Genomic DNA, 12,034 nt, shown 5'->3' with positions numbered 1-12,034 from the left:
TGCGGAAGCACTGACGAAAACCGCGAATGTACAGGTCTAAAGGTAGGCCATATAGAAATGTATGGTGGCGTTAATTCGCCGTCAGTGTGGTTTAGTAAAAATCGTATGTATGAACGACCATGATGTGTTAAAGGCGCATCCAAGCTGACAGGACTAAAGCGGAGACCTAAGGGTATATGCACAGATAGAATTATCGGAACAAGGAAAGGTATCGGGCTTTACCATATTGGTAAAGCAGGCAGACGAAGAAAATAAGCTGCCGAACCGGTGCTGAAAAGCAGAGGTCGGACTTACGATGAATCCCGCGAAAAAGAAGGATTCGGAGGGATGGCCTCAAGTCATTAGTCATATATGAAACAATCATTCAATCGCAGTAAGGATTCGAGTAGGACAAAAAAGTCACTCAATTCAAAAGAAGGGAGTGATGCCTTATGCCAAAAGAGAAAGCCGAAAAATCATTATGTATGAGCGGACTGCGCCATGCTGAATATTACGGGATACAGGAAGTGTTTGACGGTCTGTATGCGAAAAGCAGTAAAAATGAGACTTTCACAAATTTGATGAACATCATCTTAAAACGTGAAAATATCCTGCTGGCATATAGAAATATCAAGTCAAATGACGGAAGCAAAACTCCGGGAACAGATGGCGTGACATTCGATGACATCGGAAAGCTGATGCCGGATGAGGTTATTGATACAGTCCGTTTCATTACAATCGGCAGTACACATGGGTATCGTCCGAAACCTGTCCGAAGAAAAGAAATACCAAAACCTTACGACCCAACAAAAACCAGGCCGCTGGGAATCCCCTGCGTCTGGGACCGGCTGGTACAACAATGTATCAAGCAGGTCATGGAGCCGATTTGTGAAGCGAAATTCAGCGAAAACAGTTATGGATTCCGTCCAAACAGGTCTGCTGAAAACGCCATCGCAAGAGCGGAGTTCTTAATACAGAATACAAGACTGCACTATGTCGTTGAGTTTGATGTCAAAGGATTCTTTGACAATGTAGACCACAGCAAGCTGATAAAGCAGATATGGTCGCTCGGAATCAGGGACAAAAATCTCCTGTTCGTGCTGAAACGGATTCTTAAAGCACCAATACGGTTAGAAAATGGGGCAATGGAATACCCGACCAAAGGGACACCCCAAGGCGGTATTATCTCCCCGCTTCTGGCGAATATCGTGCTGAATGAATTAGACCAATGGGTTGACAGCCAATGGCAGGATAATCCGGTCACGGCAAAATACAAGACCTCCATAAACGCAAATGGCAGTATCAATAAATCCAATGCCTACAAGTTTATGCGAAGGACAAATCTAAAGGAGATGTATATTGTCCGTTACGCTGATGATTTCAGAATATTTTGCAGGACGAAAGATGAAGCGGAACGGACGATGAAGGCAGTCACACAATGGTTAATGGAACGTCTGCATTTAGAGGTTTCGCCAACAAAAACAAGGATAGTGAATGTAAAACATCGCTATTCAGAGTTCTTAGGGTTCAAGATGAAGGTGTTTCGCAGAGCAGATAAATATGTCATCAAATCTCATGTAGGTGACAAACAGCTTGAACATGCGCGTCAAAAACTGGTCACACAGGCGAAAAATATAATCCACCCAAGAAAGGAAAAACATGAGCGTGGTGAGATTTCGCTGTATAACTCAATCGTCGTGGGGCTGCAAGACTATTACAGAATAGCAACTTGTATCAGTGAAGATTGCAGTTCCCTGGGACGTTCTGTCATGACAGTGCTGACCAATGGATTAAAGGAACGCCAGGGAAGCAGACTTGTGAGAAACGGCCGAAAATTAACGGTCTTTGAATCGCAGAAATATGGAAAGTCTAAATCGTTACGCTATGTGAAAGGGACGGACGAACCAGTATATCCTATCAGCTATATCCGGCATAGCATCCCTCTAAGCCGAAAAAGGGCTATCAACTGCTACACCCCAGCGGGGCGGAAGGGATTGCACGATAATCTGAAAATCAACGTGAATCTGATGCTGGCACTTATGCGACAGCCTATAGGAAACAGGAGCGTTGAATTAGCTGATAACCGGATTTCCCTATTCTCGGCACAATACGGGAAATGTGCTGTTACGGGAATGCCATTTCTGACAACAGATGAAATACACTGCCACCACATCAAGCCGAAAAAATACGGTGGGAATGACAGCTACGAAAATCTGGTGCTGAAAAATAAACTGGTACACCGGCTCGTCCATGCAGAAACGGTTGAAACGATTACTTATTACCTTGAAGTCTGCAATCTCAATAAGAAGCAAATGGAAAAGCTGAACGCTCTGCGCCTGAAAGCAGGTTTAGGAGAAATTCGGGGAACACAACCCCTAAAAACGAACAAGGTAGATTGTAATAGATTGTGAGTATGACTAACGATGGAACGCCGTGTGCGGTGAAAGTCGCATGCACGGTGTGAAGTGGGGGAAAATCCGGAGATAACATCAAAGGATTACCTATCACTATTGTGGGGCGGCTCCAATCCTGACACGTCCTTTGACTGCTCCGGCTTCGTCAGCTATGTCCTCACGAACAGCGGACTTGTGAACACCGGACGGCTGGGCGCGCAGGGGCTTTACAATGTCTGTACGCCGGTTTCAAAGGCGAATGCACAGCCCGGTGATCTCATCTTTTTTGTCGGAACGTATGACACCCCCGGCGTGTCCCACGTCGGCATTTACGTCGGTGATGGGGTCATGATCCACTGCGGCGATCCCATTCAGTACACATCCATCAACTCTTCCTACTGGCAGCAGCATTTCTACGCCTTCGGAAGACCCGCCTATTAAAAGAAAGGAGTTTTTCATGAATCCCAAGTATCAGAAAGTCCTCTCCGACATCGAGAAGGCTGAAAAGAAGAAGTCCGAAATCGAAGGGCAGCTCAAGGAGCTGTACGACAAGAAGACAGAGCTGGAAAACCTCGAAATCATCAATACCGTGCGCTCTATGGTGATGGACAAGGATCAGATCATGGCGTTCCTGTCTTCCATGAAGGGCGGTAACAAGCCCGCCGAAAATACGGAGGTAATCGACAATGCGTAAGAAGTTTCGTTTTATGACCGTCCTTGCGGTCTGCGTCATGGTGCTGTCCTGCTTCTCGGTGACGGCGTTTGCCTATGCCGATGACACCGAGCAGAACCTTCCCGTCACCGAGGCAACCCAGCCGGAACAGCAGCCCGCAGTCACTCCCGCCCCTGAAAAGCCGAAGGGTGAGCCGATTGACGATGAGGGCAACGCCCACACCCGCGACTTGCTCTATGACAGGGCAACCAACAAGCAGTTCATCACTGTTCAGACGAAGAACGGCAACACCTTCTTCATTGTCATCGACTACGATGCGCCCATCAACGAGGATGAGGAACAGTATCAGACGTACTTCCTGAACATGGTCGATGAGAGCGATCTGCTTGCGCTGCTGGATGAAGACACTGCGGCTGCTCTGACCACCTGTAACTGCAAGGAAAAGTGCGCTGCCGGTCAGGTCAACACCGACTGTCCGGTCTGCAAGACCAATATGAGCGAATGCACCGGCACAGCCCCCGTTACACCTGAGCCGGATAAGGATGCGGAAACCGATGTCCCCGCCCCTAAACCCGAAAAGAAATCCAACATCGGCATGATCCTCGTCATCTTTGCCCTTGCCGGTGCTGCGGGTGCAGCTTATTACTACATCAAGTTCGTCAAGGGCAGAAAGCCCAAGGATGAAGATATGGACTTCTTTGATGATGAAGGCTACGAGGAAGAGCCGTACATCAACGAGGATGATGAGCCGCAGATTGCGGAGGATGCTGAAACGGATGGTGATGAAGATTGATCTTAGTCATTGCTGAAAAGCCCAGCGTTGCCCAGTCCATCGCAAAGGTTCTGGGCGCAACTTCCCGAAAGGACGGCTACATGGAGGGCGGCAATTACATCGTTTCGTGGTGTTTCGGTCATCTGGTGGAGCTGGCAGACGCCAGCTCCTACGATGAGCGGTATGCCAAGTGGCGGTATGACGATCTGCCCATTGTTCCGGAAAACTGGATGTTTGAGGTCACAAAGGACAAAGCTCAGCAGTTCAAGGTGCTGTCCTCTCTTATGAAGGACAAGCGCGTCACCGAGCTTGTCTGCGCAACCGATGCAGGACGCGAGGGTGAGCTGATCTTCCGGCTGGTCTACAACAAAGCCGGATGCACCAAACCCTTCAAACGCCTGTGGATCAGCTCGTTGGAGGATTCCGCCATCCGCGAAGGCTTCCAGCATCTCCGGGACGGCAAGGAATATGACCGCCTCTATGAAGCAGCACTCAGCCGCTCGAAGGCGGACTGGATTGTCGGCATCAACGGCACCCGCCTTTTCACCACGCTCTATCACAAGAAACTGGTGGTCGGGCGCGTCCAGACGCCGACTCTTGCAATGCTGGTGGAGCGTGACGGGAAAATCTCCACGTTCCAGAAGAAGAAGTATTTCAACGTCCACGTCTGCAAGGGCGATCTGACCGCCGATCTGGAAAAGGTCAAAACCGAAGAGGAAGCAAAAAAGATTGCGGCGGCTTGCGAGAAAAAGCAAGCCGTCGTTTCTTCTCTCAAGCGGGAGACAAAAACCGTCAATCCTCCGAAGCTCTATGATCTGACCACCTTGCAGCGCGAGACGAACCGCTACTACGGCTTCACTGCCCAGCAGACACTCGATCTCGTCCAGACGCTTTACGAAAAGAAGCTACTGACCTATCCGCGCACGGACAGTCAGTTCATCACCGAGGACATGGAGGCTTCCGCCCGTCAGGTCATTTCTATCGTCCGCCGCCAGCTTCCGCTTTTCTCCGGTGTTTTGGTCACTCCGGACATTGCCCGCGTGACCGACAACAGCAAGGTTACAGATCACCATGCCATTCTCCCGACCGTTCAGCTTGAAAAGCAGGATGTTTTCGCGCTCCCTCAGTCGGAGCAGAAAATCCTCAATCTTGTCGGGATGCGCCTTCTGTGTGCGACCGGCGAGAAGCACACCTACGCGGAAACGCAGATCACGCTCTCCTGCGAGGGCTACGAGTTCAAAACCAAGGGGAGGACCGTCGTTCAAAACGGATGGAAAGCCATCGAAGAGCTGTTCAAGGCTTCCCTCAAGACGAAGGAAAAGGACGATCCCATGAAGTCCCTGCCCGAAGTCCATGAGGGCGATGCTCTGGATGGTGTATCTGCCAGTGTCACCGAACACTTCACAACGCCTCCGAAGCAGTACACGGAAGACACTCTCCTGTCTGCGATGGAGACTGCCGGAAACGATCAGTTTGACGATGACACCGAGAAGAAAGGTCTCGGCACTCCTGCGACCCGCGCCGGGATCATTGAAAAGCTGGTGAAGTCCGGCTTTGCAGAGCGCAAGGGTAAATCCCTCGTTCCCACGAAGGACGGCTGCAACCTTGTCTGCGTCCTGCCGGAACAGATCACCTCTCCCGCAATGACGGCGGAATGGGAAAACACGCTCATGGAGATTGAGCGCGGCAAGGCAGATGCGGACGGCTTTCTCAGCGGCATTGTCCGAATGACCGGAGATTTGGTAAAAGCCTACCCGTTTCTTTCTGATGCCGAAGCCCAGCGTTTCGGCACGGGCAAGGAGGAAATCGGCAAGTGTCCCCGCTGCGGTTCTCCGGTCTATGTGGGCAAGGGCAGCTTCTATTGTTCCAGTAAGGAATGCAACTTCTGTTTGTGGGAAGACAACAAGTTCTTTTCCAGCAAGAAAAAGAAGCTGACCAAGAGGATTGCAAAGGAGCTGCTGGACAAGGGCTGGTGCCGAGTGACCGGACTTTACACGCCGAAGAAGCCTCAGCTCTACGATGCGGTGATTCGTCTGGATGACAGCGGCGGCAAATATGTCAGCTTCAAGATGGAGTTCGACCGATGAGCCGCCCGAAGTATGTTGCCTCTTGCAGTGGAGGCAAAGACAGCGTAGCGACGCTCCTGCTGGCTGCACAGCACAAGGAACCGATGGACGAGGCGATTTTCAGCGAGGTTATGTTTGATCAGAACACAAGCGGTGAAGTCCCGGAACATCGGGACTTCATCTATGACCGGCTCAAGCCCTTCTGTGAAAAGGAACTGGGCATCAAGTTCACCATTCTCCACGCGGACAAGACCTACGATGATGTGTTCCATCATGTCATCACCCGCGGACCGCATAAGGGCGAGGTTCGCGGCTTCGCATGGGCTGGTATGTGTGCAGTCAATCGGGACTGCAAAATCCCGCCCGTCCGCAAGTACAATGCCGCACTCTCGCCGGACACCGTGAGCTATGTCGGCATTGCGGAGGATGAGCCAAAACGCCTTGCTCGTCTGGATGGAGTAACGAAGGTCAGTCTGCTTGCCAAATACGGCATGACAGAGGCGGACGCCTACAAGCTCTGTCAGGATCACGGGCTGCTTTCCCCAATCTACGCTCACTGCCGAAGAAACGGCTGCTGGTTCTGTCCCAACGCCAGTGACTCGGAGCTGCTGCACATGGTCACAAAGCACCCGGATATGTTTGACCGGCTGATTGAATGGGAGAACGAGGATAACATCTTCCATCGTCGGATGACGCGCAGAGAAACCCCGTCTGAGGTAAAGGCTCGTTTACTGAGTAAATCCCAGACGGGGTTTTCTTCGCCCAAAAGCAAATAAGAAATGGAGGTTTGAGATGGCTGAAAACAAAAATGCACAGCAAGTCCGCGAAATCACGGACAAGCTGGAACAGGGCATCAAGGAGCTTTTTGAATCCGAGCGGTTCAAGGAATACCTCCGCACGATGTCCAAGTTCTACAACTATTCCTTCAACAACACGCTGCTCATTGCGATGCAGAAACCGGAGGCAACCTATGTTGCCGGTTATACCTCGTGGCAGCGCAACTTTGACCGTCAGGTCATGAAGGGCGAAAAGGGCATCAAGATTCTTGCACCCGCGCCGTACAAGTCGAAGGAAGAGCGCGAGAAGATCGACCCCGTGACGCAGAAGCCGGTAATCGGCACGGACGGAAAGGCTGTCACGGAGACGGTTGAGGTCCTGCGTCCTGCCTTCAAGGTGGTGAGCGTGTTTGATGTCTCCCAGACGGACGGCAAGGAGCTTCCGGACATCATCGTCGATGAGCTGAAAGGCACCGTCGAAAACTACGAGGCGTTCTTCGATGCGCTCAAGCAGGAATCTCCCGTCCCAATTTCCTTTGAGGATATTCCGGGCGGGGCAAAGGGATTCTTCTCGCCGGTTGAAGGCCGCATTGCCATTCAGGAAGGCATGAGCGAAATCCAGACGGTCAAAACCGCCATTCACGAGATCGCCCACGCAAAGCTCCACGCTGTCAAGCCGGACGAGAAAACCGCCCCCGAAGATAAGAAGGATCGTCATACCAAGGAGGTTGAGGCAGAGAGCGTTGCCTACACCGTCTGCCAGCGTTACGGCATTGAAACCTCGGACTATTCCTTCGGCTATATCGCCGGTTGGTCATCCGGCAAGGAGACCAAGGAGCTGAAAAGCTCTCTGGACACCATCCGCATGACGGCGGCTGAGATGATCGAGGGCATTGATGCCAAGCTCAAGGTGCTGTTGGCGGAGAAAGCGCAGTCCGCCGAGCAGGAAGTCGCTCCGGAGGAAAAATCGGAAGTCCCCATTTACCGCGAGACGGCGAATTACGCCTATGAAGCCGGTGAGATGGAGCCATATCGTGCTTCTCTCGCCGCAAACGTGGAATGCCGACGTGCGATTGAGGCGGAAATCAGTTCTAACTACGGAGACAACCGGCTGGATGCGGATGCTGCCGTGAAAAGCGTCCTTGAGCAGTTCTCTCCGGAGCGCGTCCGGTATGTCCTCGCAAACACCATTCAGCAGAAAGACTTTGACGGGCGCATTCCGCAGCCCCTCAAGGAATGGGCAAAGAGCGTTGACGTCTGTCCGGAGAATGCCTCCCGCTTCCTTGTGGATAAACCAAATCCCGGACTGACAGCACTTTTCGTCGATGCGTTCCGCCAGCAGACCGAAGCTCAAAAGGAAGTCACTTCTGAGAAAACAGAGGAAAGAGACCCTGAGGTTGTTGCGTGGGAGAACGATGAGATTACCTCTATTGAGGTAAAAACCGTGGAGGTCAAGTCTCCCTTTGCCCCCTTGCCGGAGGAAGCGGCAAAAGCACCGAAAGCGCACCGCCTGACTGCCGAAGAGAAGGAGATCAAAGCCGCCGTCATGGACACGCTCAAGGGGCAGATTGCCTATAACAACGACGGTGTGCGGGCGTCCTATCGCGCCTCTAACCACTCCTTCAATCTGCTGGCTCGGAACGGCGTCAAAATCGAGGGCAACACGGTCACGCAGAACGGTGAGCCGCTGTTCAAAATCCATCGCCGTCATGCGACGCGGAAAACGCAGGGCTGTTACCGTGAGCTGATGCCGACGCTGGAATACGTCAAGCAGGAGCAGAAGCAGGAAAAGCCCTCCATCCGTGATCAGCTCAGGACTGCTGCAAAACAGCAGCCGGAGAAAAAGTCTCCGGTCAAATCCAAAACGCACGACATGGAGTTGTGAGAAAGGAGACGCATGAAGAAATACACAGACGTTGACATCGTTGCGGAGCTGCAGAAGCTCGTGGACAGTCATGTAGACAGCTACAAGGAAGACTTCGACATCGACAAGCGCATCATCCGCCGCGCTGCCGAAAGCCGGAATCCCGAAGAGAAAACGCTGATGTGGTTCTGCCGTCCGCATGGAACGCACTGCCTCAATGAAAATCAAGTCTTTATTCAGGGAACGCGAGATCACAACACCTTCCGTTTTTACGCGGAACAGACCTACGACGAGTGCATTGCCCGCGTCATTGTCCCGAAAGCCGTTAAGCGCGGCAAGGTCTTCGGAGATGTCTTTGAGATCAACTACCGGGAACAGGCGGCAAATGTGGCGCAGAACTCGGTTGCGCCGGATCACGACCGGCTGACCTTTGCAGATGGCTTTGTGCTGGAAGCCCCATGCCGCAGCAGCTTCGATGCAGCAATGGCTCTGGTCGGTGAGCATGGCGGCGTCAAAACCCACCAGACGCTCCCGAAGGACGCGGATGCTCTGGTGGAAGTGCTGTCTAAGCAGAAAAGCCGCCGTGACAGACTGCCGGAGACTGAGAGGACGGAGGCGCTTTCGCCTCTGCCCGTTGCAGAACTCCGCAAGTACGAAGCGGTCAAAAAGGCACATCCGGACGCGCTGGTTTGCTTTGCCCAGAACGGCTATTTTGAGCTGTATGGCAAGGACGCGGAAAAAGCCGCGCCCTTGCTCGGCACGAAGCTCCTTGAGAAGAAGGTGCGCGGCAAGCCCTCCATGCCGGTGACCGGCTTCCGTGAAGCTGCATGGGTAGCAGCATCAAAGAAGCTCTGGCAGTCCGGTGCGGATGTCTTTCTCAGCAAGGACGGCGAGACCTTCAAGGAACTCAAAGCCGCAGATTACATTCCTGTCGGCGCGACGCTGAATGTGGACGGCATCAAGTGCAGAATCGACGCGGTTGATTTTGCCGCTGATGAAGTCCGGCTGACCAACATCGAGGACAAGAACCGCCCCATCCGCTTTTCGGAAAGCATCCAGTATGTCCGCTCGTATGTGGAAGATGCCGGTATTGCCGTCTATGACACCGTTCCGAAGAAGTCCGCTGCCCGTGAATCCATCCGTGACAAGCTGAAATCCGCGCAGAAAGCCCAGCCGTCCCACACACCGAAGCCGCAGAAAAACAAAGGAAAGGATATGGAACTCTGATATGAAGAATTTTACCGTGGAAGAAATCAACCTGATGTGCTGCTTCAATACGTCCAGCCGCAAGCGGCTGATCGACGATATGAAGAGCGTCACCCTGAACGACATGGACGGCGAGATCGCAGAGCTGATGTATAAGACCATCCGGAAGCTCGAAGCCATGACTGACGCAGAGTTTGAGGAACTGTATATCATGCCGGACGGCATGATGGATGACTGAAAGGAGGATGCCTATGCCCGTATTAGACGGTAATTTTGAAGCCTTCGTCACAAACCTTGGCAAGTACAACGAGGGTATGCTGGTCGGTGAGTGGGTGAAGCTGCCCACCACCGAAGAAGAGATGCAGAAGGTTTTTGAGCGTATCGGGATCGGCAAGCAGGATGAGTTCGGTCAGCCCTATGAAGAGTGGTTTATTACCGACTACGAATGCCCGATCTACGGTGTCCAGAAGATGCTTGGCGAGTATGAAAGCCTTGATAAGCTCAACTACCTTGCCGCTTTGATTGACGAGCTTTCCCTGAGCGATCAGGAAAAGCTCGTTGCCATTATGGAGGCTGGCTGCGATGAGGTCAGCGACATCGACGATCTCATCAACCTGACGTTCAATCTGGACTGCTACGACATCATGCCCGGTATCAACGACGAATATGACCTCGGCTATTACTATGCCAACGAAGCCGGTATCTACTCCGAAAAGGATCTCGGTCCTCTGGCAGACTACATCGACTATGAACGCTATGGTCACGACATCGCTTATGATGAACAGGGACGCTTCACCGATGAAGGCTATGTCCGCGTCGCAAGCGAACGCTGGGACAGACAGTTTAACGGTGAGCTGGACGATATTCCCGACGAATACCGGATCACCGGCTCAGGGGAAGACGCCGAGCGTGACAGCACCATCGCCGTTCTCGTCGTTGAGCCGGGAAAGGAGCCTTATGTGAAGGAGATTGACTCTGGTCTGGAGTCCTTGCAGCATGAGGTCGGCGGCTACATTGAGGCAATTTATCCCTACGAAGACCCGGTTGCCTTAGTCTGCAACGAGGAAGGCAAGCTGGAAGGTCTGCCCTTGAACCGCGCTCTGCGCGATGAGGACGGTGACATCTACGATGTTGTTGCCGGAACATTCATGGTGGTCGGCTTGACGGATGACAGCTTCGGCTCTCTGACCGTAGAGCAGATGCAGAAGTTCTCTGACCACTTCAAAGTGCCGGAGCAGTTTGTCAAGCTGGGCGATAAGATTGTGGCGATCCCCATGATCTCGCAGGAACAGCAGAAGCAGGAGAGCATCGAGCAGAAGGACTTTGAGATGAACGCCGATACCTCCGGTCTGACGGTTGCCGGTCACATCGGGACGTGGCACACCATTGACCGGCACGAGGTCGGCGGTCACAGCTTTTACCTGATGGAGCATGACACCTACGGCGATGAGGCGGCTTGCATCATCGTCGATGAACGCGGCAAGTTCGTCCTTGATGATGTCTACAACGGCTTTGACGATGACACGCTCCGCCTTCTCGACCTTGAGGTCAAGGAAGTGCCGGAGATGCCCGATCCTGCGCTCTCCGTTCAGGATATGAAGGACTACGGCTACGCATGGGCTGGCGTCCTTCCCGCCGGTCAGGAGGCGGCTGAGAAGGCTTTGGAGAAGGGCTGCGAGGTTTACCGTCTCTATTCGGATAACACCGAGGGCTTGTGCGTGGATGCAAAGGAGATTGCCGACCATGCGGCAAAGGGCGGAATGCTCGGTATCAGCAAGGAAAGCTGGATGACGGCACTTGAGAAGGAAAACTATCTCAAGGCAGCGGAGATGTCGATGGAGGATGACTACGGCATGATTGACGGAATCATCAACAACGGTTCGAAGGAAGACAAGACACTTGATGCCAAAGCCCCCGAAACCGGCGAGAAGTCCTCCATCATGGACAGGCTCAAGTCCGCAAAGGCTGAAAAGCAGAAGGAGTGCTGCCCTCCCAAAAAGCACAAAGGAGAGCTTGACTTATGAGCAGAAGTCAGAAATGGCGGCAGGAGTGGTCATTCTTCATCGGGGACAGCGGACGCCGGAAGTATAACCGCTTCTGTGTCCGCTGCGTCCATAGCTGCAAGCAGAGCTTCCGTGCGGATCTCATCGCCTGTCCGCACTTCTCCCGGAAGGGGGCGCAGAGTAGACAATTAGGGGTTGAAAAAGCCTGTGATTGCAAGCCTCAGAGCGACGCAAATTGACCAACCTAAGTGATTGTATTCCCTGCGCGGTTTCATCCTTAGCGCGGAAACAAGTGTCGATTT

9 protein-coding genes and 1 pseudogene are annotated in these 12,034 nt (G+C 52.7%); all 10 read left to right on the top strand.

Going from position 1 to position 12,034, the window contains the following annotated elements:
• Positions 1-431: 431 nt before the first annotated feature.
• The 10 genes and pseudogenes from ltrA (at position 432) to ACGHP1_RS00470 (ending at position 11,753) form a co-directional block, all read left to right on the top strand.
• Positions 432-2,390, top strand: coding sequence for a group II intron reverse transcriptase/maturase (gene ltrA / locus ACGHP1_RS00515; RefSeq protein ID WP_390507178.1), 1,959 nt, complete (start codon positions 432-434; stop codon positions 2,388-2,390).
• A 99-nt stretch (positions 2,391-2,489) separates the two neighbouring features.
• Positions 2,490-2,813: pseudogene (locus tag ACGHP1_RS00510) on the top strand (C40 family peptidase); the annotation flags it as partial.
• Between the two features lie 16 nt (positions 2,814-2,829).
• Positions 2,830-3,066 carry a DUF4315 family protein gene (locus tag ACGHP1_RS00505; protein ID WP_349136522.1) on the top strand — a complete coding sequence of 79 codons (237 nt, stop codon included), beginning with the start codon at positions 2,830-2,832 and terminating at the stop codon, positions 3,064-3,066.
• Positions 3,059-3,838 carry a DUF4366 domain-containing protein gene (locus ACGHP1_RS00500; RefSeq protein WP_390507176.1) on the top strand — a complete coding sequence of 260 codons (780 nt, stop codon included), beginning with the start codon at positions 3,059-3,061 and terminating at the stop codon, positions 3,836-3,838. Before ACGHP1_RS00505 ends, ACGHP1_RS00500 begins: the two co-directional genes overlap by 8 nt.
• Entirely contained in the window at positions 3,835-5,904 is a 2,070-nt protein-coding gene (locus ACGHP1_RS00495) for a DNA topoisomerase 3 (protein ID WP_390507174.1), read from the top strand. Before ACGHP1_RS00500 ends, ACGHP1_RS00495 begins: the two co-directional genes overlap by 4 nt.
• Positions 5,901-6,659: a phosphoadenosine phosphosulfate reductase gene (locus ACGHP1_RS00490; protein WP_390507172.1), complete on the top strand. Its 759-nt coding sequence runs from the start codon at positions 5,901-5,903 to the stop codon at positions 6,657-6,659. Before ACGHP1_RS00495 ends, ACGHP1_RS00490 begins: the two co-directional genes overlap by 4 nt.
• Positions 6,660-6,675: 16 nt before the next feature.
• Positions 6,676-8,544 (top strand): DUF3849 domain-containing protein, encoded by a 1,869-nt coding sequence (locus ACGHP1_RS00485; RefSeq protein ID WP_390507170.1) that lies wholly within the window; start codon positions 6,676-6,678, stop codon positions 8,542-8,544.
• Between the two features lie 12 nt (positions 8,545-8,556).
• The gene (locus ACGHP1_RS00480) at positions 8,557-9,750 is read left to right on the top strand and encodes a DNA mismatch repair protein MutS (RefSeq protein WP_390507168.1); all 1,194 of its coding nucleotides are present in this window, start codon (positions 8,557-8,559) and stop codon (positions 9,748-9,750) included.
• A 1-nt stretch (position 9,751) separates the two neighbouring features.
• Positions 9,752-9,967 (top strand): transposon-transfer assisting family protein, encoded by a 216-nt coding sequence (locus ACGHP1_RS00475; RefSeq protein WP_256292771.1) that lies wholly within the window; start codon positions 9,752-9,754, stop codon positions 9,965-9,967.
• 13 nt (positions 9,968-9,980) lie between these two features.
• Positions 9,981-11,753 carry an antirestriction protein ArdA gene (locus ACGHP1_RS00470; RefSeq protein WP_390507166.1) on the top strand — a complete coding sequence of 591 codons (1,773 nt, stop codon included), beginning with the start codon at positions 9,981-9,983 and terminating at the stop codon, positions 11,751-11,753.
• The last annotated feature ends 281 nt before the right edge of the window (positions 11,754-12,034 follow it).

It is taken from the genome of Faecalibacterium sp. i21-0019-B1 (assembly GCF_042852915.1).
Taxonomy (GTDB): domain Bacteria; phylum Bacillota; class Clostridia; order Oscillospirales; family Ruminococcaceae; genus Faecalibacterium; species Faecalibacterium taiwanense.
Note: the sequence above shows the minus strand (reverse complement) of the source record. Positions and strands in the feature narration are given on the sequence as shown.